This window comes from Candidatus Tisiphia endosymbiont of Dioctria linearis (assembly GCF_964026545.1).
GTDB lineage: Bacteria > Pseudomonadota > Alphaproteobacteria > Rickettsiales > Rickettsiaceae > Tisiphia.
This window is the reverse complement of sequence record NZ_OZ032156.1, coordinates 280,142-304,912: the sequence shown is the minus strand read 5'-3', so window position 1 is coordinate 304,912 and position 24,771 is coordinate 280,142. Positions and strand designations below refer to the sequence as shown.

Sequence of the window (24,771 nt, the reverse complement as noted above, 5' to 3'; positions counted from 1 at the left end):
TCCTTCTTATCTGGAAATCAAATGATAATAAGATTTTTTTAAACTTGTCTAACAACGATGATACTATAACACTAAATATAAGAAACACTAAGTATAAAAAACAAATAAACTAAAAAATTTTAGGTCTATATGAATAATAAATTAAACACTTATTTTATTGGTATTGGTTGGTTTGTATTAAGTATGATAACTAGTGTAACTAATGATATAACGGCAAAATATCTTGGATTCAGGTTACATAGCTTTGAGGTAGCTTTTTTTCGCTTTCTCTTTAGTGCTTTAATTCTTGTGCCGTTTATTTTTTATTACGGGAAACAGACTTTAATAACTAATCGTCCTTTTGTCCATATTGCAAGAGGGGTTTTGTTATTTTTTGGTATGACATCTTGGACTTATGGCTTACAACTTGCACCAGTGACTACTGCTACAGTTGTTAGCCTAGCTATACCTTTATTTACCTTGGTTTTAGCAGTATTTTTCTTAAATGAGAATATTATTTGGCAAAGATGGGCGGCAACTTTATTCGGCTTTATTGGCATTGTTGTTACTCTGAAACCACATGCTAGTGATTTTAATCCACAAATATTAATTTTTGTATTAGCTGCTATATCTTTTGCTATGTTAGATATTATCAACAAGAAATTTGTAGTAAAAGAATCAATGATTAGCATGTTATTTTATTCTGCTCTAATAACATCTTTAGTATCAATACCACCATCAATAATGTATTGGAAAACCCCTAATGTTTCAGAATTTGTTTTGCTATTTATTTTAGGAGCAGGAGGCAGTTTAATTTTATTCTTTCTATTAAAGGCTTTCGCCTTAGTTGATGCTACTACCATCGCTCCTTATAGATATTTAGAGTTAATCATTTCAGCATCAGCTGGATATATTGTTTTTAATGAAATTCCTGAAAGTAGCACTTTATATGGGGCTCTGATAGTAATCCCTGCAACATTGTTTATAATATATTCTGAGAAAGATAATATTACACAAGAAAATATGATGCAAAATGATAAAATATCGCATGAATAAACGTAAATTAGTTTTTGCAAGCGGTATAGCAAATGCATTTGAATGGTATGATTACGCACTATTTAGTCTTTTTGCCCCTATAATAGGGGCAAAATTATTCCCTGGATCAAACCCTAGCTCGTCTTTATTACATGCTTTTGAGGCATTTGCTCTCGGTTATCTAATGAGACCAATAGGCGGGGTGTTTTTTGGAGTGATTGGAGATCGTTTTGGCAGAAGAACTGCTTTAAGTGCCTCTATATTTTGTATGTCTTTGCCAACAGCCTTAATTGGTATATTACCAACTTATGACGAGATAGGTATTACCGCAACTATATTGATGATTTTAGTTCGAATGTTGCAAGGTTTATCAATGGGCGGAGCACTTACTGGCTCAATTTCATTTGTTATTGAACATGCAGGTGTAGCCTACCGTGGTTTTAGTAGTAGCGTATCAATGTCCAGTATTTGTATTGGTTTATTGTTTGGTTCAGGAATTTCGCAGTGCATACAAAGCCTGTTATCAGCAGAGCAATTTGATGATTGGGGGTGGAGAATACCATTTTTATTAGGAATCTTTATTTTATTTGCTGGACTTTATATCAAGAAATATACAAGTGAAACTCCTAGTTTTCAAAGTATGAAGGAAGATGGTGGAATATTAAAGTCTCCTCTAAAAAAAGTTATCTCTGTCTATTGGTTTGATATGATAATATCCATCTTTATCAATTCCACAGGCTCAGTACTATTTTATTTACAAGCTACTTATCTCATGTCATTTTTGAAGATAAATCGTAATTTTACTAATGATGAAGTTAATAACTTAGCTAATTATTGTTATATAATCATGGCAATTGTTACTTTATGTTCTGGCTATTTGTCGGATATAATTGGTCGCAAGAAAATTTTTGTATTCAATTTATTGGTAATTATTTTAGTTATCCCATTTTTGATACAGGCAATTGAAACTGGCGATTTTTGTGTTATAATTATATCTCAAATAGTATTATCAATTTTAGCTGCCTGTTATATTGGTCCTGAGCCTGCATTGCAAGCTGAATTCTATCCAACCAATGTCAGAAATACGGCTTTATCATTATCTTATAATATAGCAACTAGTATTTTTGGTGGTACAACGCCTTTAGTGATAGCATATCTTGTACAGGAAACTGGTACAATTACTTCGTCTATTTATTACATAATTGCTTGTGCTATTTTAAGTTTAATAGCTCTGTATTTTTATAAGGATCGTTCGACGGTGTCATAACTATTTTAAAGATTTTTCTAGCATTTATAGCAAAATTATCTATAAATTACTTAGTGGCTAATAAAAATAATATATACTATAGATAAACCGAGAAGGGTTAACTAAATATATGGTATAATTATGATGTCTTGATAAACAAAAAATTTTAATTTTATGACAGAAGTGATAGCTAAAGAACAATTAGAACAATATATAAATCAAATAGAAGGGCTTGAACAAGAAAAAGCTGAATTATCTGAAGCAATAAAAGATGTATTTGATGCAGCCAGCTCCAGTGGTTTTGATACCAAGGCTATGAAGTCTGTGTTAAAACTAAAAAAACTCGATAGAAATAAGCTGGCTGAACAAGACGCAATCTTAGAATTGTACAGGCAAGCTTTAGGTATATAAATTAAAGAATTTAATAATGAAATTATATCCGTTAAGACTATTACCTGAGCAAGTTAATTTTGATTTTATCAGATTTAAAAAAGTAAGCTATACGATGTCCATTATTTTGTCTCTTGTGAGCATTATATGGATAGGAATTTATAAGTTTAATTTTGGTATTGATTTTTCTGGTGGAATTGTTATAGAAGTGCGGCTTGATCAATCGCCTGATTTAACCAAAATGCGTGAAGTACTTAATAACCTTAAGATTGGTGAAGTAGTATTGCAAAATTTTGGTAACCAGAATGATTTGTCGATACGAGTTGGTAGCAATAGTGAAGACACTTTAATGCACAATATTGAGCTGATCAAATTGACTTTAAGCAACCAATTTCCTTATAAATTTGAATATCGTAAAGTAGATTTTGTTGGTCCACAAGTTGGAGCTCATTTGATAAAATCAGGAATAACGGCTCTAATTCTTTCTTTTCTTGCCATAATGGCTTATACTTGGGCTAGATTTGAGTGGTATTTTGGTCTTGGTATACTGATAGCTTTGTTACATGATGCTATACTAAGTTTAGGTTTTATGAGTGTGATGAGGTTAGATTTTAATCTAACTTCGATAGCGGCTATTCTTACCATAATAGGTTATTCTGTCAATGATTCAGTAGTTATCTATGATAGAATTAGAGAAAACTTACGGAAATCATATCAGAAAACAATGCCACAAATTATTAATCAGAGTATTAATGAGACTTTGTCTAGAACCATTTTAACAGTTGTGACAACCTTGTTGGCAAACCTAGCTTTGGTAATATTTGGTGGAGAAGCTATTCATAGCTTTAGCTTATTAGTATTTTTTGGGATAATAGTTGGGACATATTCTTCTATCTTCATATCTGCTCCGGTACTAATGTTATTTGTTGCCAAGAAATTTAGTATAACCAAATAACCTGATTTAGGGTAATCTAATTAATTAAGGTAAGTATAATGACAATTATAAAAATTTTCACAAGATTCAACCTTTTTTTGTTACTATTTATGACAAGTATATTTTATTCTGTCTATTCATACGCAAGTCAGACTATTTATATCACTTCAGATGATGGTCCACTTAAAGGAACAGAGAATATCATTACGGTTATGACTGAGGAGAAGATTCCCGTTACCATGTTTATGGTAGGATTACACCACGATTCTAGTAGTTGGTCAAAAAATATTGTGATGCTAGCTAAGAAAAGTCCTTTTATTCAGATAGGAAATCATAGTTATTCTCATGCTCATAATCGCTATCAGCAATTTTATCGTGATATTCCATCGGTAATTAATGATCTTAAAAAGAATAATAATATGCTAGGTTTAAAAGGTTCCCATATTGATACTAGACTTCCTGGGAGAAATGTATTCCGTCTTCCTAACTTAACTAGAGATGATCCGTATATTTCAAAACAGGAAGATCAAGTTGAAAAGATAGATGATGATGCTATATACAAGAATGGTTTTTACCTATATGGATGGGATTTAGAATGGGTGCACTATAATAATGGTCGTCCTGTACAATCTGTTGATCATCTAGTAGAAGAAATAGCAAATAAATTTGCAGAACAAGGTACTGCATTACCTAATAAATTAATTTTATTAATGCATGATGAGATGTTCCAAGATTGCTTTAATGGTAAAGAGAATTTACGAAATTTAATTAGTGCATTGCGTAAGAAAAATTATAAGTTTGATTTTATTAAAAATTATAATCCTTGATAAGCTTCAAAAGTAATTGTGAGGAGCCACTTTAGTAGCTCCTCACTAATAGACTTCCTGCATAAGTCAAACTTTAGTCAACATATTATCGGCTCTTTTTTCAAAGGCATCGACCATTTTTTCAGTAGCATCAGTAAAAAATATACCAACTAATTTGTCAACTATGGCAAACTTCATTTTAAAATCAATAAAGAACTCTACTTTACTACCAATATCTTCTTGAGAAAATTGCCATAAATTTTTTAAATATTTAAATGGTCCGGAGATTGCCTCGACTTCAATGGAGTATCTCTGCTTATTTAAATCATTTGAGTAGATAATTCTTGATTGATAATTGTCTGAAAAACCTTTTAACTGAATTACTAACTCAGCTATAATTTGATTCTCATTTTCTGAGACGATTCTAGCAGCCCTACACCATGGTAAGAATTCAGGATATGACTTCACGTCAAGAACTAAGTGAAATAATTCTTGGGCATTATATGGTAGGATTTTAACTTGATGAAAACTTGGCATAAATTAATTTACAATTGTAGCATTAAAAATCAGTTACCCTGCCTTTATGCTGCCAATCTCCGTGGATAGTTGGTTCTTGACCTTTAAAACCACCTATTTCTTCTGGCTTTTCTTTTTTATCTTTTATGGTAGTATCTTTTTTGTTATCCATAAATGTACTAATCCTCTGTATTACGTCTTTTTATTTTTATCTATACATGTTAAAACTTCAGTTGCCGATTTCTCCAATTCTTGCATTACTGCAATATATGGGAAAGGACCGTAACTAATTCTAGATACCCCTAAATCAACAAGGTTTTTTACTGTCGTTACATCTTGCACCATTATGTTGACAGGAATAGGTGAAGATTCACATAATTGTTTTATAAAATTATCATTTGCTAAGCCTGGTGCAAAAAAACCATCGGCTCCAACTGCTGCATAAGCTTTGCTTCGTTCTATAGCTTCTTTTAAGTCTTGCTCATTATGTTCAGATGTATCTTTTTGAAGAAAGATATCCGTTCTAGCATTAATAAACATATTAGGAAGTAACGATTCCTTTATAGCTTCTTTAACTGCTTTAATTCGTTTACATTGCTCTTCTATAGAGTATCTTGCTTTTTCTTTCCCAATAATTTGATCTTCAAAATTTATACCAACTGCACCTGTTTCAACTATGAGACCAACATTTTTTGTTAACTCACTTAACTCCGATGCAAATCCTGATTCAAAATCAAAACTTACAGGTACTTTAACTTTTTCAATAATATTCTTTAAATCTTGCAAGGCTAATTTAAGGGGCAACTTCTCACCATCTTCATAACCATAAGATTTTGCCACCGCCCAGCTACTTGTAGCTAATGCTTTCGCCCCGGACTTCTCTACAATCTGTGCTGATCCAACATCCCAAACATTATACAACACTAAAGGATTACCCTTTTTGTGAAGTGTTTTAAACAAACTATCTTCTATTTCTGTGAATTTTCTTTTCATACTATATTATCTCCTTCTGTTTGAGTTAGTTTTTTTCATTGTTGTTTCTTCCTTAATAATATATTTTACTTCAAAACATAATTCTAATCATTAAAATCATGTTTTGAAATAAATAAAAAAGTCAAAATGTCTAGGCTCTGTGAACAAAATTTAAATTACTAGATTTCGACTCTTTTTAGCTGCAAATTATAAGATTTTTTTGAAATAGAACTAACTATTCCGGCAAAAATCTTATTAATTTTCGCGTAAAAATACTCAAAATCTAAACAATTAAAATTTTGTTCACAGAGCCTAGCAATTGACCATTGGAGTTAAAATTATGAAAACTTCTTGTCTTCATAGAATATATACCAATATCAAACTAATTGAAAACTGTTCGTTAAATCTTACAGAAGATCATAGTCACTATCTTAAAACAGTATTAAGACTAAAAATTGGTGATCATTTTAGAATCTTTAACGGTATAGATGGTGAATTTATAGCACAAATTACCGATATAACAAAAAATAATTTGTGTGTTAGACTTACTAATATTTTAAGAGAAGCAATAGTTGAACCTGAGCTTACTTTAGGGATATCGATTATTAAAAGTGATAGAATGTTAGATGCCATAGATATGGCTGTACAACTTGGGGTGACAAAAATTATTCCATTAATCGCAGAAAGATCTCAATTCCGTAATATTAATAATCAAAAATTGATGAAATGTATTATCGAATCTACAGAACAATCTGAACGTTTAACACCACCCATTCTTATGCCATTAACGTCACTAGGTCTTTTCCTAGATCAGAACTTAGATAATTCTATAATATATGCTAATGAAAATGAAGATGAAAATAATACATTATTAAAAATTATGCCTATATACTCAAATATTTCAGTTATTGTCGGTCCAGAAGGCGGTTTTTCACCAAATGAACTTAAGATGCTTTCATTGAGACCCAATAGCTTATCAATAAGTCTAGGAGCAAATGTTCTACGAACTGAAACTGCCGTGGCAACGTGTTTAGCACAAATTAAATTATTTATAACTAACGATATTTAGTATCAAATAATTTGAAAAATTAGATAATTTTTATAAGAAATCTATTAGTGAGAGAGTAATTTTGGTTATACTAGGAATTGACCCATCTTTAGCTGGTATGGGATGGGGAGTAATTGATACTAATCCTCTGAAATATTTAGCTAGTGGGGTGATAAAGACTAAATCAAGTGAACTGATGCATAAAAGGTTAGCTTTCATTACGGCGTCCTTGCAAAAGGTAATAATGCAATATCAACCTGTTATTGTTGCAATGGAGGAAACTTTTGTTAATATGGATAGTGTATCATCTTTAAAATTGGGATATGCTAGAGGGGCGGTTATGTCACTTATTGGAGGATATGATGTTGCTTTTCGAGAATTTAAACCTAATGTTATTAAGAAATCAGTAGTGGGATATGGACACGCTGAAAAAAATCAGGTTTTGCAAATGATTAAGCTTTTACTACCAGGGGCAGTTGCTATCAGTAACTTTGATGAAGCAGATGCTCTTGCGGTAGCCTATGTTTGCTTTGCTTACACCCCAAAAGTTTGAAAATTAATACATAATATAATTAAGTATTAGAATATGTCGCGAAATCAAAAACATCCAGGCTCAAAAGATTTGAGCATGCCAATTATTATTTTAGTAGAACCTCAAATGGGCGAGAATATCGGTGCCACTGCCAGAGCAATGAAAAATTTTAATGCTTCAGAGTTGAGAATTGTTACGCCTAGAGATGGTTGGCCAAACAAACGGGCACGTAATGTAGCGGTATCGGCGATAGATATTATAGATGATGCTAAGATTTATGATAGTTTAGAAGCGAGTATCGAAGATATTGATTATTTATATGCAACAACTGTAGCATCACGTAATATCAATAAAGATTATGTTCTGTCAGAGAATTTAAGTCAAGATTGTCCGGCAGGTCTTAAAGTAGGCATTATGTTTGGTCGTGAAAATTGTGGTTTGCAAAATAGGGAGATTACTTATGCCCATAAGATTATTAATATTAATACCGGAGATTTTAATTCTCTGAATATTGCCCAGTCGGTAATTATTATATGTTATGAGTTGTTTCGTAGTAAACAGTCGAGAGTAAATGTTAGTAATGAACAGGAGTTAGCGTCAAGAGGTGAATTAGGATATTTTTTTGAACATTTATTTACTGAATTAAATAATAAGAATTTTTTTAAAGTTCCTGAGAAGAAATTACACATGACGCAAAATATTATGAATATTTTTACTCGTATAGATAAATTATCTAGTGCAGAACTGCAAACTTTAAGGGGGGTAATTACAACTTTAAGTTCACAAAAATAGCTAATATAGCGAGGTTTGTTAAAAACTCTTTGCTTTTATAAAAAAATTAGCTATAGTTCCACCTGTTGCCTCTTAATAGTGAAAGTGGTAGGTTATATAGTTTTTCCGTAGCTTTAAGGATTCTTATATATTCTTATCATTGCAAGAGCCTAAGAGTCAAAAGAAATAATTTTGGAGTATTGGATGCCAACAAATAATCAATTAGTACGTTTTGGAAGAAAGTCGAAGGTTTGTAGAACAAAATCCCCGGCTTTGGATTCCAATCCATTTTTGAAAGGTGTTTGTGTAATAGTGAAAACTGTCACTCCTAAGAAGCCTAACTCTGCTCTTCGTAAGATGGCACGTGTTCGCTTAAGTAATGGGCAGTATGTCAATGCTTATATACCTGGTGAAGGACATAATTTACAAGAACACTCAACAGTATTGGTAAGAGGTGGAAGGGTTCCTGATCTTCCAGGTGTTAAGTACCATATAGTACGTGGTGCTTATGACACTCAGGGTGTAAAAAATCGTAAACAAGGACGCTCACGTTATGGTACGTCCGCGAAACAGCAAGCTGTAAAAAAATAATTTGAAATAGAGAGAGATAAGATGTCACGTCGTCATGCCGCAGAGAGAATGGTTGTCTTGCCTGATATGAAGTATAATAGCCCTCTGCTTGCTAGGTTCATTAATAATATTATGAAAGAAGGGAAGAAAGCTCTAGCTGAAAGAATAGTATATTCTGCTTTTAGTAAGATAGAGAAAAAGCATAAGGTAGACCCTTATGAAACTTTCAATAATGCGATGAATAATGTTAAGCCATATCTTGAGGTTACGTCAGTAAGGGTAGGGGGGGCAAATTATCAGGTTCCTTCTCCTGTCGATGAAAGAAGAGGGTATGCACTTGCATCACGTTGGATTATTAATGCAGCCAATAAACGTTCTGAAAAAATGATGATTGACAAGTTAGCAGAGGAATTATTTGAAGCGTCAAATAGTAGAGGAGTTGCTATTAAAAAGAGAGAGGACACTCATAAAATGGCTGAAGCTAACAAAGCTTTTGCTCATTTTAGTCCTAAAAAATCGTAATCAAGGTAATTAAGTTATATGTCAACTACGGAATTCTCTCTTGCTAATACTCGTAATATTGGGATTTGTGCTCATATTGACGCTGGTAAAACTACTACAACCGAGCGTATTCTTTTCTATACTGGTAAATCACATAAGATTGGTGAAGTCCATGAAGGTGGTGCTACCATGGATTGGATGGAGCAAGAGCAAGAGCGTGGTATTACCATTACTTCTGCTGCTACTACCTGTTACTGGCAAAATAAGAGAATTAATATTATTGATACACCAGGTCACGTAGATTTTACTATAGAAGTAGAAAGATCTCTGCGTGTTCTTGATGGAGCGGTAGCAGTATTTGATGGGGTGGCTGGTGTTGAGCCGCAATCAGAGATAGTATGGAGACAGGCTGATAAATATGGAGTGCCTAGAATGTGTTTTGTCAATAAGATGGACAGAATGGGTGCCAATTTTTACCAATGTGTGGAAATGATCAAAGATCGCCTTGGGGCAAAACCTTTAGTAATTCAGTTGCCAGTTGGTATTGAAGAAAATTTTAAAGGGGTTATTGACCTAGTTAAGATGAAGGCAATAATTTGGAAGGATGAGTCTCTTGGTGCTGAATATGCATACGAAGATATTCCTAGTGATTTGCTAGAGAAAGCTGAAGAATGTCGGGCTTTGCTTGTTGAAATGGTTGCTGAAATTGACGATCATTTGATGGAAAAATATTTGTCAGCTGAAGAGTTTACGGAAGAAGAAATTAAATCAGCAATAAGGAAAGGAACAATCGATAGAGCTTTTTTCCCAGTATTATGTGGTAGTGCTTTTAAAAATAAAGGTGTGCAACCCTTGCTAGATGCAGTTGTTGATTATCTACCTTCACCGGTTGATATTGGAGTCGTTAGGGGAATAGAGGTTGATTCTGGAGAAGAAAAAGACTTTAAAATCTCAACGTCTGAACCTCTTGCTGCTTTAGCATTTAAAGTAATGACTGATCCATTTGTTGGATATCTTACATTTGTTAGAATTTACTCTGGTAAGATTAGTTCTGGTGCTACTGTGATTAATACGGTAAAGAACCAAAAAGAACGAGTAGGCAGAATGCTGCTGATGCATGCTAATGAAAGGGAAGATGTTAAAGAAGCTTTGGCAGGAGATATTGTTGCCTTGGCTGGTCTTAAGAATACAACTACTGGTGATACTTTGTGTGGTGTGGATAAGCAGGTTATTTTGGAGAGAATGGAATTCCCTGAGCCAGTTATTGAACTAGCTGTAGAACCAAAATCAACTGCTGATCAAGAAAAAATGGGAAGGGCATTGTCTAGGTTAGCTGCTGAGGATCCATCTTTTAGAGTGTCGAGTGATCAAGAAAGCGGTCAGACTGTTATTAAAGGTATGGGCGAGCTGCATTTAGAGATCATGGTTGATCGTATGAAACGTGAGTTTAAAGTTGAGGTTAATGTTGGAGCTCCACAAGTAGCTTATCGTGAGACAATTACTCAGCGTTGTGAGATTGATTACACACATAAAAAACAATCCGGTGGAGCTGGGCAGTTTGCCCGGGTTAAAATAATATTTGAGCCTCAAGAAGCTGGGGAAGGATTTCTTTTTGAAAGCAAAATCGTTGGTGGAGCTATACCAAAAGAATTTATTCCTGGTGTTGAAAAGGGTCTAAATAATATTAAGGATACAGGGGTAGTTGCTGGTTATCCAATGATTGATTTCAAAGCAACTTTGATAGATGGAGCCTTCCACGATGTGGATTCAAGTGTATTAGCGTTTGAGATAGCTACTAAGGCTGCTTTTAGGGAAGGTATGCCAAAAGGTAATCCAAAGTTATTTGAACCAATTATGAAAGTGGAAGTGATTACTCCAAATGAATATATGGGTGATATTATTGGTGACCTAAATAGTCGTAGAGGACAAATGCAAAGCATGGATCCAAGAGGTAATGCACAGGTTATAACTGCCAATGTGCCTCTAGCTGAAATGTTTGGCTATATTAGTACTTTGCGTTCTTTATCACAAGGTAGGTCTCAGTATAGTATGGTTTTCTCTCATTATGAGCAAGTGCCGTTACAGGTAGCTGAGACTATTAAGGGTAAAAAATAAAAATATTTTTCACATAAAGTATTAGTGGATCATATATGATGTGATATTATATAATTTATAGCAATACATCGTATATTAGCGAGGAACTACTCTAGTATGGATTGCCACGACCTACTTGCATGGTCTCGCAATGACGCCTGGGGGATGTTGTAATCCTCAAACGTCATTGCGAGGAGACCGTAAGGTCGACGAAGCAATCCAGGAAAATAGTTAGAAATGGATTGCTTCGATCTACTTGCGTGGTTTGGCTAATAGACGTATATTTTAAAATTGCTGTGATTATAATTCATTAAGAAATAATTTGCTTTCTTAATGAAAATGTGATAGGAGTGTAGCTCAATTGGTAGAGCGTCGGTCTCCAAAACCGAAGGTTGCGGGTTCAATTCCTGTCGCTCCTGCCAAATATAATGAGTTCGTATAATATGTTAAAGGAAAATAGAGTCTACAAATTTTATGAGCAAGTAAAGCAAGAAGTTTATAAAATTGTTTGGCTCGGTAAGAAGGAATTGATTACTTCAACTATTATAGTGGTAGTAGCTGTATTTATTTTTAGTATAATTTGTTTGGTATTAGACTACGGTATACATAGCATAATGCAGGTTTTACTTAATATTGGGAAGTAGAAAGAATAGGTTTAAGGAAAATTGTGGTGCAGTGGTACGTTATTCATACATTATCGGGATCAGAAAAGCGTGTAAAGCAAATGATTCTTGATCAAATTGCTAAGCAAGGTATGTCAGAATCTTTTGAAGATATTGTTGTTCCGGTTATTGAAGTACCTGAAGTTAAGCGTGGTAAGAACGTTAAGACTGAGAAGAAATTTATGCCTGGTTATATTCTGATTAAAATGAAGATGACCGATGATACTTGGCATTTAGTAAAAAGTGTTACTAAAGTTACAGGTTTCTTAGGTAGTAAAAGTACTCCACAAGCCCTTAGTGAAAAAGAAGTACAAAATATTTTTAGCAAGCTTGAATCTGAAACCAAAGATGCTAGAACTTCAAAATTGTACGAAATTGGTGAAGCAATAATTGTTACTGATGGTCCGTTTGAGACTTTTACAGGGGTTATAGAAGAAATTGATTATGACAAAAATAAGTTGCGTGTGTCTATATCTATTTTCGGTAAAGCAACTCCTATAGAACTGAATTTTACGCAAGTTAGAAAAAATAGTTAGTTTGCTTTGTGGTGATTAATGGTCATTGCGAGGAGGCGTGAAGCCGACGAAGCAATCTAGGGAAATGATTAGAAATGGATTGCTTCGACCATTACATGGTCTCGTAATGACGTATGATGTTATTGCAAGGAGCTACTAAAGTAGTTCTGAGCCATGACGTTAAGTTATTTTCCTTATGGCTTTTAAATGCCATGTGTAAGGTAAACAAAGACCTCTTGCAAAACTCGCTTATGCTGAGGAATTTGGAGGAAACGCGGAACGGAGAACCGCAGCGTACTCTAGTGTACGTGAGGATTCGAGTACCGCATTGACGTACAAATTACCAGCAGAAGTAGAGTTTTGCAAGAGGTCTAATAGACTAATTGGTAAATTATTATTAAATAATTACCAATTGGTGTTGAATGAATAAAGATAGGATTATAATGGCAAAAAAAATAAAGTGTTATATTAAGTTAACGGTGCCAGCAGGTAAGGCTAACCCAGCCCCGCCTATTGGTTCTACCCTTGGTCAAAAGAAGCTTAATATTATGGAGTTTTGTAAGGCATTTAATGCTGCTACTCAAGACGTTGAACCAGGGATGCCTATTCCAGTTATAATTACTGCTTACGAAGATAATAGTTTTACTTTTGTAACTAAGACTTCCCCGGCATCGTATTATTTAAAACAATTTGCTAAAATTCCTAAAGGTTCTAGTGCTACTAAAAAAGAGGCATTTGTTGGTAAGATTACCATGTCAGATTGTATGGAAATTGCCAAAATTAAGATGGTGGATCTTAATGCTGATGATTTAATAGCTGCCGCTAAAATTATTCGTGGTACTGCTGAATCTATGGGTCTTGAAGTAGTAGGAGATTAATATATGATAGTTGATAAAAAGGATGCTGTGAATAATAGAAAGTTAACTGGTGGTAAGAAGATACAGGCAGCAAGAAAGAATATAGAGCTGGATAGCAACCGTACTTTAGAAGAAGGAATAGAAGCACTAAAGTCTGTATCCTATACTAAATTTGACTCTACTTTGGAAGTGGTGATGAAACTAGGAGTAGATCCTAAACACTCGGATCAAATGGTGCGTGGTGTTGTTGCGTTGCCAGCTGGTACCGGTAAAGTTAGTAGAGTTGCAGTGATTTGCAAGGATGAACAGATAGAAGAAGCTAAAGCAGCTGGAGCAGATATTGCTGGTTCCACAGAAATTATCGATGATATTAAAGCTGGAAAAATTAATTTTGATGTTTGTATTGCAACGCCAAATATGATGTCAGTAATAGGTTCAGTGGCAAGAATTCTTGGTCCAAAGGGCTTAATGCCTAATCCAAAACTTGGGACGGTAACTACGGATATCGTAACGGCAATTAAAAATGCCAAAAGTGGTCAAGTAGAGTATAGAGTTGAAAAGGCTGGTATTATTCATGTTGGAGTTGGTAAATTATCATTTTCCAAACAAGATTTACTAAATAATGCATCAACTTTGATATCTGCTGTAGTTAAAGCAAAGCCTTCAGGTGCTAAAGGAAATTATTTAAAAGCAATATATCTATCTTCTACTATGGGACCATCAGTAAAAATAGATTTAGCAACTATATCGTAAAACACGACAGGGAGAGTTAAGGTGTTAAGATCAGAGAAACATGAGTTTGTCGTAGAACTTGAAGAAGTGTATAAGCGGTCAAACTCCGTGATAATTACTCATTATCATGGACTTACTGTTAGTCAAGTGACTACGCTACGTAGGTCTCTTAAAGCAAAAAATGTGGGATTCAAAGTAGTTAAAAATACTTTATCAAAAATAGCAGCCAATAAGGCTGGTATTGATAATATTACACATTTGTTTGCTGGTCCTACAGCGTTAGCATATTCTGAAGACCTTGTTGAAGCTGCAAAACTTATCGTAGAATTTGCAAAAGCTAATGAATGTTTGAAAATAGTTGGTGGTTTAGTAAATAATCAAGTATTAGATGTCAATTCTGTACAACAACTGGCAAAATTGCCTTCATTAGACGAGCTTAGAGGTAAAATTATTGGGGTTCTACAGGCTCCTGCAACTAAAATTGCTGGAGTTATACAAGCTCCTGCATCTGGACTTGCTAGAGTTTTGCAAGCTTATGCAAATAAAAGTTAATTTAATAAAAAAGTTTTAAAAGGAAGAAAATTATGACAGACCTAGTAAAAATCGTAGATCAATTATCAACTCTTACAGTAATTCAAGCAGCAGAGCTTTCAAAAATGCTAGAAGAAAAGTGGGGTGTAACAGCTGCAGCTCCTGTAGCAGTAGCTGCAGCTCCTGCAGCATCAGAAGTAGTAGCTGAAAAGACAGCCTTTGAAGTTGTTTTAGTTAGTAGTGGTGATAAAAAAATAGAAGTCATTAAAGTAACTAGAGAACTTACCGGTCTTGGCTTAAAAGAAGCTAAAGAGTTAGTTGATGCTGCCCCAAAAACGATTAAGTCCGGTATAAATAAAGAAGAAGCTGAAAGCTTTAAAGCAAAATTAGAAGCAGCTGGAGCAAAAGTTGAATTAAAATAATTTACATAATATCAATTATTTTATGAAAATTATAGCTTAATTCAATTGGTTTCGGTTGTGTTCTTATGCTTTGAAGAATTGCTTTCGCAAGTATTTGTGCTAGTTCTTCAAAGCATAAGAGTATACATGAATAATCCAGCTTGATTTGTTATATCAATTCAGGAGAATTGGGTAGCAGGAATGATGGAGCGAAGCCTATATGTAATAGACGAGCGACGAGTAACGACGTCACCAGTTTCTCATCAATTGAATATAGTAGTTTTTCTTTAAAGCAGAAGAGTATATACGGATCACAGGATTTAGATATCTATATGATATATTTGGTGAAAGCGTTTTTAGTACTAAATCTAGGTTTGTATTGTTGATAATGGGAATGAACTTGTTGTGTGATATTATATTTTGCTTGAGGGTTATGGTACTAGATATATTTTTGTGCCTACAAAAGCTATTGCATTTTTTACAAAAATATAAACAAAAAGCTATTAAACTTCTAAGGCAGATTTCTTTTGCCGTGGGAGAACTTTGTATTTATTTATCCAAAATTCTGAATCAGGTGAAGATTTGCAGCAGATTTGTGCATTTTAGTAATCCACACTATATTTTTACATTAAAAAATTTATTCACACTGTTTAGCGAAAATAAAAATAATTTGAGATTATGCTTGAATAATTTAAAGAATTGGTTCCGTAAAACTACAAATTATGCAGGTGCTTTTGTTCCTAATGTGTATATGTCATACTTCCTTTTTGTTTTATATTACAATTCTTCAAATCATTCGAGTATACATTACTTCTAAATCAAGTTCTTTAAGTGGCTTTTTACTTGGTTTCAAAATAAAAAATTATTAAAAGCTATAATTTTTATCAAAAACATGACAAAAACTTTGTTCACAGTAACAAGTCTATTTTTTCAAGATTATAGCCGAGTTACCAATTATATATATATTGGTAACTCGTGTTAAGATATAGATAATGAATCGGGAGATTATATGGCAACGCAGTCCTTATCAATTGGTAAACGTATAAGAAAGAATTTTGGTCACATAAATTTGGTAGCATCTATACCAAATTTGATTGAGGTTCAGAAAAATTCTTATGAAAAAGGTTTCTTACAGTTTGGAGTTAGAGACTTTGAGCGAGAAAACAAAGGACTACAATCAGTATTAAGTTCAATCTTTCCGATTCATGATCCCTCTAATATTGCCTATTTAGAATTTGCTAAATATGAGTTTGATAATCCTAAATATGATGTTGAGGAGTGTACCCAAAGAGGTCTTAGTTATGCTGCTCCCCTTAAAGTCACATTGCGATTAAGTATTTGGGATATTGATGAAGATACTGGAGCAAGAGAAATCAAAGGCATTAAAGAACAAGAAGTTTATATGGGGGATATACCCCTAATGACCAAAAATGGTACCTTTGTTATTAATGGTACAGAAAGGGTGGTAGTATCACAGATGCATAGGTCACCTGGTGTATTCTTCTATCATGATGAAGGCAAAGTTCACTCTTCAGGCAAGTTTTTGTATTCTGCTAGGGTTATACCTTATAGAGGATCATGGCTAGATTTTGAATTTGATGCTAAAGATGTTATGTATTTTAGAATAGATAGGAAAAGAAAACTTTATGCTACTACTCTTCTTAGAGCTATTGGAATGTCTACCAGTGAAATTATAAAATTCTACTATGATACATTAACCTGTTTTACCAAGAATGGATGTTGGGCAACAAAGTTTATACCTGAGTCTATAACCGCTCATAGACTATCTAATGACTTAGTAGATGCGGATACTGGCAATATCATACTTGCATCTGGTCAAAAGATTACCCCTCGTCTGGCTAAGAAATTTGCTCAAGATGGAGTAAAAAATATTTTGGTAGAACGTGAGTATTTAGTAGGCAAATATTTATCACAGGATCTTATTAATCCGGATAATGGTGAAGTACTAGCTGGCATTGGTGAAATGATTACAATAGATATGCTGGATTCTATTATGACTCTTGGAATTTTGTCTGTTGATGTACTTGCTATAAATACGCAATCAGGTCCTTACATAAGAAATACCTTATTTGCTGATAAAAACCAAAATTATGAATCAGCATTGATCGACATATTTAGGGTATTAAGACCAGGAGAACCAGCTAACATTGAAGCTGCTAAGATATTATTTAATAATTTATTCTTTGAGCCTGAAAGATATGATCTTTCGGAAGTTGGTCGTATTAAAATGAATTCAAGATTGGAACTTAATATACCAGAATCTACAGTTATTTTAACTATTGAAGATATAAAACATATTCTTAAGGTTTTAGTAGATCTAAAAGATGGTAAAGGTTCGATAGATGATATTGATCACCTTGGTAACAGAAGAGTTAGGTCAGTTGGTGAACTAATTGAGAATCAATTTAGGATTGGTCTTGTTCGTATGGAGAAATCAGTACTTGAAAGAATGTCCGTGGTTGAGCTTGATGCTGTTATGCCTCATGATTTAGTAAATTCAAAAGTTTTAGTTTCTGTAGTAAAAGAATTTTTTAGTACTTCACAACTTTCTCAGTTTATGGATCAAACTAATCCATTGTCAGAAATAACTCATAAGAGAAGATTATCAGCTTTAGGACCTGGTGGAATTAGTAGGGAGAGAGCTGGATTTGAAGTAAGGGACGTTCACCCCACCCATTATGGACGTATTTGTCCAATTGAAACACCAGAAGGACAGAATATAGGTTTGATCAATTCCATGGCTACTTACGCCAGGGTTAATAAACATGGTTTCATTGAAACTCCTTATCGAAAAGTTGTAGATGGTCATGTAACTGATGAAGTTGTTTACTTGTCAGCAATTGAAGAAGGGAAATATAAAATTGCTCAAGCTAATGCAGCTACCGATCAAAAAGGTTTGTTACAGGAAGAGTTAATTAATTGCCGAATCGATGGTGGTAATTTTGTTATGCTTACCCCTGCAGAAATAGATTATATTGACGTTACCCCGATGCAAGTTGTTTCTGTTGCTGCCTCACTTATTCCATTTTTGGAAAATGATGATGCTAATAGAGCATTGATGGGATCAAACATGCAACGTCAGGCTGTACCACTTATTAGAAGTGATGCCCCTTTAGTTGGTACTGGTATTGAAGGAATTGTTGCACAAGATTCTGGAGTTTCAGTTGTAGCCTTACATGATGGAATAGTAGAACAAGTTGATTCAACTAGAATAGTAGTTAGAACTAAAGAGCAGAAAACAGATGGCTCACCTGGTGTAGACATTTATAATTTATTAAAATTTCAAAGATCTAACCATAATACTTGTATTAATCAAAAACCATTAATTAATGTTGGTGATTATGTAGTAAAAGGTGAAGTAATTGCTGATGGACCAAGCACCGATAATGGAGAGATAGCTCTTGGTAGAAATGTTCTGGTGGCTTTCTTACCATGGAGTGGTTATAATTTTGAAGATTCAATTTTAATATCAGAACGTATTGTAAAAGATGATGTTTACACTTCAATTCATATTGAAGAATTTGAAATAATTGCTAGAGATACTAGACTTGGGCCTGAGGAAATCACTCGTGATATTCCAAATGTTAGTGATGAAAGTTTACGTCATCTTGACGAAGTAGGTATAGTATATGTTGGGGCAGAAGTAAAATCAGGCGATATTTTGGTGGGTAAGGTTACTCCTAAAAGTGAGTCACCTATGACTCCAGAAGAAAAATTACTTCGAGCTATTTTTGGAGAAAAGGCTTCGGATGTTCGGGACTCCTCTTTACGTGTTCCTTCTGGGATAACTGGTACAGTAGTGGAGGTACGAGTATTTTCCCGTAGGGGAGTAGAAAAAGATGAGCGTGCTATAGCTATTGAAAAACAACAAATTGAAAAATTATCAAAAGATAGAGAGGATGAACTTCGCATCATAGAGCATTTTGTTTTTATGCGTTTAGAGAAGATTCTAACAGGACAAATAGTTGTTAGTGGTCCTAAAACCTTAAAGAGCGGTCAATTAATTAGCGACCAAACCCTTAATTCATTATCAAAAGGACAGTTTTGGCAGCTGATTGTTGAAGATGCTGATGTAATGAATGAAATTGAACAAATTAAACGTCATTATGATGAAAAGAAAGACAGGCTCAATAAGCGTTTTAGTAGTAAAGTAGACAAGTTACAAAGTGGCGATGACTTACCGCAAGGGGCACTTAAAGTTGTGAAAGTATTTATTGCGACTAAACATAAGCTGCAACCTGGAGATAAAATGGCAGGAAGACACGGGAATAAAGGTGTTATCTCTCGTATTATGCCAGAAGAAGATATGCCATTTTTAGAAGATGGTACAGTAGTGGATATAGTTCTTAACCCACTTGGCTTACCTTCACGGATGAATATAGGACAGATTTTAGAGACTCATCTTGGTTGGGCGGCAGTAAATCTTGGTAAAAAAATATCTTCTATGTTGGATCAAGTTCATAACAATAAGACGGATATAGAAGAGCTTAAATCTTTTGTATCAAAGGTATATGGACATAATTCAACGTCAAAAGATATAAAGAAAATGTCTAATGAAGAAATTATGGCATTTTGTCATAATATCGATAAGGGAGTATATTTTGCAACTCCAGTTTTTGATGGGGCAAAGGTTGAGAATGTAAAAGAAATGCTAACTATGGCAGATCAAGATCCATCAGGTCAAACTAGCTTAATTGATGGTAGAACAGGAGAATATTTTGATCGTACTGTTACAGTTGGCTATAAATATTTCCTAAAACTGCACCATTTGGCTGATGATAAAATTCATGCTCGTTCTATCGGTCCTTATAGCTTGGTAACTCAACAACCATTAGGTGGTAAATCACATTTTGGTGGTCAGAGATTCGGTGAGATGGAATGTTGGGGCTTGCAAGCTTATGGTGCTGCTTATACATTACAAGAAATGCTAACTGTAAAATCGGATGATGTGGTTGGCAGAATTAAAATTTATGAATCTATTGTTCGAGGTGATAATAATTTTGAATCTGGTATCCCTGAGTCATTTAACGTAATGATCAAAGAGTTTAGATCCTTATGTTTGAATGTAAAACTTGAAGATACCACAACAGATTAATAATATAGTGAATTAACTTGAATTTGCAACGTTATAAATCCGATGTATTTAGCCTCAGCGTCATTGCGAGAAGCCACTTTAGTGGCGACGAAGCAATCCAAAAAAACGATTAAAATGGATTGCTTCGGAGGCTTACGCCTCCTCGCAATGACGTTTGGCGAGCAGATTTTTTATTTATTATAAGAAAATAGCAAAAAAACCGTGAATGCTTACAAAAAATAAGCAATTCTGCAAAAATAATGAGAATGGCTATTAGTGTAGTATAAAAATCTGCTATATTTATAGATATAACCGAATTTGCAATAACTTGTTATATCGAATTCAGGCTAAACTAGAGCTGATAAAATTTTTTAAGGAAAAATCTTTATGACAACAGGAATGACAAATTTTTATGGGCAATTGAGCAGTACTCAGCAATTTGATCAAATAAGAATCAATATTGCTAGTCCTGACCAAGTGCGTTCATGGTCTTTTGGTGAAGTGATGAAACCTGAGACGATAAATTATCGTACTTTCAAGCCAGAGAAAGAAGGGTTATTCTGTGCTAGGATTTTTGGACCCGTGAAAGACTATGAGTGTCTTTGTGGTAAATATAAGCGTATGAAATATCGTGGCATTACTTGTGAGAAATGCGGTGTTGAAGTTACTACATCTAGAGTTCGTAGAGAAAGAATGGGGCATATTGAACTAGCAGCACCAGTTGCTCATATATGGTTCTTGAAATCTTTACCATCAAGGATTAGTACCTTGCTAGATATGACTATGAAGGATCTAGAAAAAGTTCTGTATTTTGAAAGTTATGTTGTTGTTGATCCTGGGTTATCTGCTCTACAGAAAGGTGATCTTTTATCGGAAGATGGTTTTCAAAAGGCACAAGATGAGTATGGAGGAGATAATTTTATGGCTTCTATTGGGGCGGAAGTGGTTCATCAGATGCTTTCAGAACTTGATTTACCTGAGTTAAAGAAGAGATTGCAGGACGATTTATTAAATACATCTTCGGAAATTAAAAAGAAGAAGATTGTCAAAAGACTTAAGTTAGTTGAAGATTTTCTTGAATCTGAGAATCAGCCGGAATGGATGATTATGACTGTCCTGCCAATTATTCCACCTGAAATTAGACCATTAGTTATGCTTGATGGAGGAAGATTCGCAACTTCTGATCTTAACGAACTTTATAGAAGAGTTATTAATAGAAATAATAGATTAAAAAGACTACTGGAACTAAAAGCACCGGATATTATCATTCGAAATGAAAAAAGGATGTTACAAGAATCGGTCGATGCATTATTTGATAATGGTCGTCGTGGTAAAGTAGTGAAAAATACTAATAAACGTCCATTTAAGTCACTTAGTGATATGTTAAAAGGTAAACAAGGTCGGCTTCGTCAGAATTTGCTGGGTAAAAGGGTGGATTATTCTGGTCGTTCCGTTATCGTTGTTGGACCAGAGCTTAAGTTGCACCAGTGCGGTTTACCAAAGACCATGGCGTTGGAGTTATTCAAACCATTTATTTATTCAAAGCTTGAATTACATGGAGTTGCTACTACTATAAAAGCTGCTAAAAAAATGGTTGAAGCTGAAAAACCAGAAGTATGGGATATTTTAGAAGAAGTTATACGTGAACACCCGGTATTGCTTAATAGAGCACCAACTTTACACCGTTTAGGTATCCAGGCTTTTGAACCTTTACTGATAGAAGGAAAAGCTATCCAGCTACATCCTTTAGTCTGTGCTGCATTCAATGCTGATTTTGATGGTGATCAGATGGCAGTACATATCCCTCTTTCAATCGAGGCTCAGCTTGAAGCCAGGGTACTAATGATGTCGACAAACAACATATTGAGTCCGGCAAATGGTCGTCCGATTATCGTACCTGATAAGGACATAGTACTTGGTCTGTATTATTTAACCATGGTTTTTGACAATGAACCTGGTGAAGGAATGGCATTTTCCAACATGTCGGAGGTTGAACATGCATTGTATAATAAGGTAATAACTATTCACTCAAAGATAAAATTTCGCCGCAATATGCTTAATGCTGAAGAAGAAGTTGTAGCAACTATGGTGGATACTACCCTAGGTAGATTAATGGTCGGAGAGTTATTGCCTCGTAATTATAATGTTGGATTTAAGTTTGTAAACAAAGCAATGACTAAAAAAGATATATCTGCGGTAATTGACTTAGTGTATCGTCATTGTGGTCAAAAGGCTACGGTAATTTTTGCTGATCAGCTAATGAAACTTGGATTTAAATATGCTTGTTCCTCAGGTATTTCCTTTGGTATGGATGATATGGTTGTACCAAAATCAAAAGATACTCATATTAATGCAACATTAACTGAGGTCAAAGAGTTTGAACAACAATATTCTGATGGTCTAATTACCTATGGTGAAAAATATAATAAAGTAATTGATTCTTGGTCTAGATGCACTGATAAAGTAGCAAATGACATGATGAAAGAAATTGCTATGATGCCGGTTAATGATAAGCCTAATCATCAGAAAGTAAATGCTATATATATGATGGCTACTTCAGGAGCAAGAGGATCAGCAGCACAGATTAAGCAGTTAGCTGGTATGCGTGGTTTGATTTCTAAACCGTCAGGTGAAATTATTGAAACTCCTATTATCTCTAATTTCCGTGAAGGTCTTACTGTTCTTGAATATTTTAATTCCACACATGGTGCTCGTAAAGGTCTAGCTGATACAGCATTGAAAACAGCTAATTCTGGGTATTTAACCCGTAGATTAGTTGATGTTGCTCAAGATTGCATAATTACCGATGAAGATTGTCAAACTACAAAAGGCATAGAAGTCAGAAGTATTATTGATGGCGGTGAAGTTATTGTGTCACTGGCAGAGCAAATTCTAGGCAGAACAGTTGCAATTAACGTCTATCACCCGGTTACTAATGCTCTATTACTAGCAGCTGGTGAATTAATTAACGAAGTAAAATTAGAAGAAATTGAATCTTCTGGTTTAGATGTAGTGCTAGTACGATCTGTTTTAACATGTGAGATCGCTGATGGAATATGTGTAAAATGTTATGGTAGAGATCTAGCTACTGGTTCCTTAGTTTCAGTAGGAGAAGCAATAGGAGTGATTGCTGCTCAGTCAATTGGTGAACCAGGTACTCAGCTAACCATGAGAACTTTCCATATTGGAGGAGCTGCAACAAAAGGTGCGGAAATATCTTCAATAGAAGCCTCTCATGATGCAAAAGTAAAGATTCTAGGACGTAATGTTGTTGTTGATTCCGAAGGTCGTAAGATCGTAATGGGTCGTTCATGTGAGTTATTATTGTTGGATAGCGATAACAATGAGAAAGCAAGACATAAAGTACCATATGGTGCAAGATTAATAGTTGATGATTCAGATAAGGTAAAAAAGGCACAGAAATTAGTAGAGTGGGATCCGTATACTATTCCGATTATTACCGAGAAATCTGGTAAAATTGCATTCAAAGATATGGTAGAAGGGGTATCAATTCGTGATATTACTGATGAAGCAACTGGTATTTCTAGCAAAGTCATAGTTGAATCAAAACAATATTTACGTGGAGCAGAGTTGCGTCCTCGTATCCAATTAGTTGATGAGAATGGAGAAACTATTGTGCTATCCAATGGTTTAGAGGCTAGATACTATATACCAGTAAATGCTATTTTAAGTGTTGAAGATGGGGCTAAAGTATCGGTAGGTGATATTTTAGCACGTATTCCAAGGGAATCAGCCAAAACCAAAGATATTACTGGTGGTCTTCCAAGGGTAGCTGAACTTGTTGAGGCTAGACGTCCAAAAAATCATGCCGTTATTGCAGAAATAGATGGTAGAATTGAATTTGGTAAAGACTATAAGTCAAAAAGACGTATTATTATTCAGCCAAGTGAAGGTGGTATGCCAATTGAGTATATGGTACCAAAAGGCAAGCATGTTGTTATTAATGAAGGTGACTTTGTTAAAAAAGGCGATATGTTAATTGATGGCAATCCAGTGCTACAAGATATTTTAAAAGTAATGGGAGTAGAAGCTCTTACAAGTTACATGGTTGGAGAAATTCAAGCAGTATATCGTTTACAGGGTGTAAAAATTGACGATAAACATATCGAGGTAATAATCCGTCAGATGCTACAAAAAGTAGAGATAACCCATTCTGGCGATACGACATTGATGGTTGATGAGAAGATAGATCATCGCGAATTTGCTGAAATTAATGAAAAAGCTATCAAGAATGGTTTAAGACCGGCGGAAGCTCAGGTAATCCTGCAAGGTATTACTAAGGCATCGCTGCAAACTAGATCGTTTATTTCAGCGGCTTCTTTCCAAGAAACAACGAGAGTTTTAACGGAAGCGGCTATAGCTGGAAGAGTTGATAAGTTACGTGGGCTGAAAGAAAATGTCATAGTTGGTAGATTAGTGCCGGCAGGAACAGGTTTCTACATGAATAGAATGCGTAAATTTGCAGCTAGGCTAGATCAAGAAGAGGTTAATTATCAAAAAACTTTAGATTAATTAACCTATCTTTTATAGCTAATCCGGTTATAGTCAATTGATGAGAAGTTG

Annotated in this window: 23 protein-coding genes, 1 tRNA gene and 1 pseudogene; 22 read left to right on the top strand and 3 right to left on the bottom strand. The window is 34.4% G+C overall.

What is annotated here, in order from left to right:
- Nucleotides 1–129 precede the first annotated feature (129 nt).
- The 5 genes from AAGD42_RS01425 to AAGD42_RS01405 all read left to right on the top strand — a co-directional run bounded on the left by AAGD42_RS01425 (nucleotide 130) and on the right by AAGD42_RS01405 (nucleotide 4,411).
- Nucleotides 130–1,035: a DMT family transporter gene (locus AAGD42_RS01425; RefSeq protein ID WP_341752988.1), complete on the top strand. Its 906-nt coding sequence runs from the start codon at nucleotides 130–132 to the stop codon at nucleotides 1,033–1,035.
- Complete coding sequence (locus AAGD42_RS01420; protein ID WP_341752987.1) at nucleotides 1,028–2,281, top strand: MFS transporter; 1,254 nt, start codon at nucleotides 1,028–1,030, stop codon at nucleotides 2,279–2,281. The genes AAGD42_RS01425 and AAGD42_RS01420 overlap by 8 nt, the downstream gene beginning before the upstream one ends.
- A 153-nt stretch (nucleotides 2,282–2,434) precedes the next feature.
- On the top strand, nucleotides 2,435–2,671 hold the full coding sequence (locus AAGD42_RS01415; RefSeq protein ID WP_094649130.1) for a DUF2312 domain-containing protein: 237 nt from the start codon (nucleotides 2,435–2,437) through the stop codon (nucleotides 2,669–2,671).
- 16 nt (nucleotides 2,672–2,687) lie between these two features.
- Nucleotides 2,688–3,605, top strand: a complete 918-nt coding sequence (secF, locus tag AAGD42_RS01410; protein ID WP_341752986.1) for a protein translocase subunit SecF — start codon at nucleotides 2,688–2,690, stop codon at nucleotides 3,603–3,605.
- An 89-nt stretch (nucleotides 3,606–3,694) separates the two neighbouring features.
- Nucleotides 3,695–4,411 carry a polysaccharide deacetylase family protein gene (locus AAGD42_RS01405; RefSeq protein ID WP_341752985.1) on the top strand — a complete coding sequence of 239 codons (717 nt, stop codon included), beginning with the start codon at nucleotides 3,695–3,697 and terminating at the stop codon, nucleotides 4,409–4,411.
- A gap of 66 nt (nucleotides 4,412–4,477) precedes the next feature.
- On the opposite strand, the gene AAGD42_RS01400 is transcribed toward AAGD42_RS01405, so the two are convergent.
- Genes AAGD42_RS01400 through AAGD42_RS01390 form a run of 3 tightly spaced genes read right to left on the bottom strand, consistent with a single transcriptional unit; the run spans nucleotide 4,478 to nucleotide 5,899 of the window.
- Nucleotides 4,478–4,927 carry a type II toxin-antitoxin system RatA family toxin gene (locus tag AAGD42_RS01400; protein ID WP_341750678.1) on the bottom strand — a complete coding sequence of 150 codons (450 nt, stop codon included), beginning with the start codon at nucleotides 4,925–4,927 and terminating at the stop codon, nucleotides 4,478–4,480.
- Between the two features lie 22 nt (nucleotides 4,928–4,949).
- Complete coding sequence (locus tag AAGD42_RS01395; RefSeq protein ID WP_094649133.1) at nucleotides 4,950–5,078, bottom strand: DUF1674 domain-containing protein; 129 nt, start codon at nucleotides 5,076–5,078, stop codon at nucleotides 4,950–4,952.
- Nucleotides 5,079–5,098: 20 nt separating this feature from the next.
- Nucleotides 5,099–5,899, bottom strand: a complete 801-nt coding sequence (locus AAGD42_RS01390; protein WP_341752984.1) for an isocitrate lyase/phosphoenolpyruvate mutase family protein — start codon at nucleotides 5,897–5,899, stop codon at nucleotides 5,099–5,101.
- 319 nt (nucleotides 5,900–6,218) lie between these two features.
- Between AAGD42_RS01390 and AAGD42_RS01385 the strand changes: the two genes are divergently transcribed.
- The 17 genes and pseudogenes from AAGD42_RS01385 (at nucleotide 6,219) to rpoC (ending at nucleotide 24,720) form a co-directional block, all read left to right on the top strand.
- Nucleotides 6,219–6,947, top strand: a complete 729-nt coding sequence (locus AAGD42_RS01385; RefSeq protein WP_341752983.1) for a 16S rRNA (uracil(1498)-N(3))-methyltransferase — start codon at nucleotides 6,219–6,221, stop codon at nucleotides 6,945–6,947.
- Nucleotides 6,948–7,008: 61 nt separating this feature from the next.
- A complete protein-coding gene (ruvC, locus tag AAGD42_RS01380; protein WP_341752982.1) occupies nucleotides 7,009–7,479 on the top strand; it encodes a crossover junction endodeoxyribonuclease RuvC in 471 nt (156 codons plus the stop codon).
- 33 nt (nucleotides 7,480–7,512) lie between these two features.
- Complete coding sequence (locus AAGD42_RS01375; protein WP_341752981.1) at nucleotides 7,513–8,250, top strand: RNA methyltransferase; 738 nt, start codon at nucleotides 7,513–7,515, stop codon at nucleotides 8,248–8,250.
- 183 nt (nucleotides 8,251–8,433) lie between these two features.
- On the top strand, nucleotides 8,434–8,820 hold the full coding sequence (rpsL, locus tag AAGD42_RS01370; RefSeq protein WP_341752980.1) for a 30S ribosomal protein S12: 387 nt from the start codon (nucleotides 8,434–8,436) through the stop codon (nucleotides 8,818–8,820).
- Nucleotides 8,821–8,841: 21 nt separating this feature from the next.
- Nucleotides 8,842–9,321 (top strand): 30S ribosomal protein S7, encoded by a 480-nt coding sequence (rpsG, locus tag AAGD42_RS01365; protein WP_341752979.1) that lies wholly within the window; start codon nucleotides 8,842–8,844, stop codon nucleotides 9,319–9,321.
- A gap of 18 nt (nucleotides 9,322–9,339) precedes the next feature.
- Nucleotides 9,340–11,415: an elongation factor G gene (gene fusA / locus AAGD42_RS01360; RefSeq protein WP_341752978.1), complete on the top strand. Its 2,076-nt coding sequence runs from the start codon at nucleotides 9,340–9,342 to the stop codon at nucleotides 11,413–11,415.
- Between the two features lie 325 nt (nucleotides 11,416–11,740).
- Nucleotides 11,741–11,816: transfer RNA gene (locus AAGD42_RS01355), tRNA-Trp, on the top strand.
- 21 nt (nucleotides 11,817–11,837) lie between these two features.
- Nucleotides 11,838–12,038 carry a preprotein translocase subunit SecE gene (secE, locus tag AAGD42_RS01350; protein WP_341751060.1) on the top strand — a complete coding sequence of 67 codons (201 nt, stop codon included), beginning with the start codon at nucleotides 11,838–11,840 and terminating at the stop codon, nucleotides 12,036–12,038.
- A gap of 5 nt (nucleotides 12,039–12,043) precedes the next feature.
- On the top strand, nucleotides 12,044–12,592 hold the full coding sequence (gene nusG / locus AAGD42_RS01345; protein ID WP_341751059.1) for a transcription termination/antitermination protein NusG: 549 nt from the start codon (nucleotides 12,044–12,046) through the stop codon (nucleotides 12,590–12,592).
- A 208-nt stretch (nucleotides 12,593–12,800) separates the two neighbouring features.
- Nucleotides 12,801–12,956: pseudogene (locus AAGD42_RS01340) on the top strand (palindromic element RPE1 domain-containing protein); the annotation flags it as partial.
- A 58-nt stretch (nucleotides 12,957–13,014) separates the two neighbouring features.
- Nucleotides 13,015–13,449 (top strand): 50S ribosomal protein L11, encoded by a 435-nt coding sequence (gene rplK / locus AAGD42_RS01335; protein ID WP_341749675.1) that lies wholly within the window; start codon nucleotides 13,015–13,017, stop codon nucleotides 13,447–13,449.
- A gap of 3 nt (nucleotides 13,450–13,452) precedes the next feature.
- Nucleotides 13,453–14,181 carry a 50S ribosomal protein L1 gene (gene rplA / locus AAGD42_RS01330; RefSeq protein WP_341752977.1) on the top strand — a complete coding sequence of 243 codons (729 nt, stop codon included), beginning with the start codon at nucleotides 13,453–13,455 and terminating at the stop codon, nucleotides 14,179–14,181.
- Between the two features lie 21 nt (nucleotides 14,182–14,202).
- Nucleotides 14,203–14,712 carry a 50S ribosomal protein L10 gene (gene rplJ, locus AAGD42_RS01325; protein ID WP_341752976.1) on the top strand — a complete coding sequence of 170 codons (510 nt, stop codon included), beginning with the start codon at nucleotides 14,203–14,205 and terminating at the stop codon, nucleotides 14,710–14,712.
- A gap of 32 nt (nucleotides 14,713–14,744) precedes the next feature.
- Nucleotides 14,745–15,113, top strand: a complete 369-nt coding sequence (rplL, locus tag AAGD42_RS01320) for a 50S ribosomal protein L7/L12 (RefSeq protein ID WP_341749672.1) — start codon at nucleotides 14,745–14,747, stop codon at nucleotides 15,111–15,113.
- 140 nt (nucleotides 15,114–15,253) lie between these two features.
- Complete coding sequence (locus AAGD42_RS01315) at nucleotides 15,254–15,478, top strand: palindromic element RPE2 domain-containing protein (protein WP_341752975.1); 225 nt, start codon at nucleotides 15,254–15,256, stop codon at nucleotides 15,476–15,478.
- Nucleotides 15,479–16,101: 623 nt separating this feature from the next.
- The gene (rpoB, locus tag AAGD42_RS01310) at nucleotides 16,102–20,208 is read left to right on the top strand and encodes a DNA-directed RNA polymerase subunit beta (protein ID WP_341752974.1); all 4,107 of its coding nucleotides are present in this window, start codon (nucleotides 16,102–16,104) and stop codon (nucleotides 20,206–20,208) included.
- Between the two features lie 366 nt (nucleotides 20,209–20,574).
- Nucleotides 20,575–24,720 (top strand): DNA-directed RNA polymerase subunit beta', encoded by a 4,146-nt coding sequence (rpoC, locus tag AAGD42_RS01305; RefSeq protein ID WP_410520940.1) that lies wholly within the window; start codon nucleotides 20,575–20,577, stop codon nucleotides 24,718–24,720.
- Nucleotides 24,721–24,771: the final 51 nt, after the last annotated feature.

Bases quoted from the DNA above. Each gene is read 5' to 3' on its own strand.
- AAGD42_RS01400 (WP_341750678.1), bottom strand. From the start codon at position 4,927: ATGCCAAGTTTTCATCAAGTTAAAATCCTACCATATAATGCCCAAGAA.
- rplL (WP_341749672.1), top strand. From the start codon at position 14,745: ATGACAGACCTAGTAAAAATCGTAGATCAATTATCAACTCTTACAGTA.
- rpsL (WP_341752980.1), top strand. From the start codon at position 8,434: ATGCCAACAAATAATCAATTAGTACGTTTTGGAAGAAAGTCGAAGGTT.
- AAGD42_RS01405 (WP_341752985.1), top strand. From the start codon at position 3,695: ATGACAAGTATATTTTATTCTGTCTATTCATACGCAAGTCAGACTATT.
- rplK (WP_341749675.1), top strand. From the start codon at position 13,015: ATGGCAAAAAAAATAAAGTGTTATATTAAGTTAACGGTGCCAGCAGGT.
- AAGD42_RS01385 (WP_341752983.1), top strand. From the start codon at position 6,219: ATGAAAACTTCTTGTCTTCATAGAATATATACCAATATCAAACTAATT.
- rpoB (WP_341752974.1), top strand. From the start codon at position 16,102: ATGGCAACGCAGTCCTTATCAATTGGTAAACGTATAAGAAAGAATTTT.
- AAGD42_RS01375 (WP_341752981.1), top strand. From the start codon at position 7,513: ATGTCGCGAAATCAAAAACATCCAGGCTCAAAAGATTTGAGCATGCCA.
- rplA (WP_341752977.1), top strand. From the start codon at position 13,453: ATGATAGTTGATAAAAAGGATGCTGTGAATAATAGAAAGTTAACTGGT.
- AAGD42_RS01420 (WP_341752987.1), top strand. From the start codon at position 1,028: ATGAATAAACGTAAATTAGTTTTTGCAAGCGGTATAGCAAATGCATTT.
- rpoC (WP_410520940.1), top strand. From the start codon at position 20,575: ATGACAACAGGAATGACAAATTTTTATGGGCAATTGAGCAGTACTCAG.
- fusA (WP_341752978.1), top strand. From the start codon at position 9,340: ATGTCAACTACGGAATTCTCTCTTGCTAATACTCGTAATATTGGGATT.
- secE (WP_341751060.1), top strand. From the start codon at position 11,838: ATGTTAAAGGAAAATAGAGTCTACAAATTTTATGAGCAAGTAAAGCAA.
- rpsG (WP_341752979.1), top strand. From the start codon at position 8,842: ATGTCACGTCGTCATGCCGCAGAGAGAATGGTTGTCTTGCCTGATATG.
- AAGD42_RS01415 (WP_094649130.1), top strand. From the start codon at position 2,435: ATGACAGAAGTGATAGCTAAAGAACAATTAGAACAATATATAAATCAA.
- secF (WP_341752986.1), top strand. From the start codon at position 2,688: ATGAAATTATATCCGTTAAGACTATTACCTGAGCAAGTTAATTTTGAT.
- AAGD42_RS01390 (WP_341752984.1), bottom strand. From the start codon at position 5,899: ATGAAAAGAAAATTCACAGAAATAGAAGATAGTTTGTTTAAAACACTT.
- AAGD42_RS01395 (WP_094649133.1), bottom strand. From the start codon at position 5,078: ATGGATAACAAAAAAGATACTACCATAAAAGATAAAAAAGAAAAGCCA.
- AAGD42_RS01425 (WP_341752988.1), top strand. From the start codon at position 130: ATGAATAATAAATTAAACACTTATTTTATTGGTATTGGTTGGTTTGTA.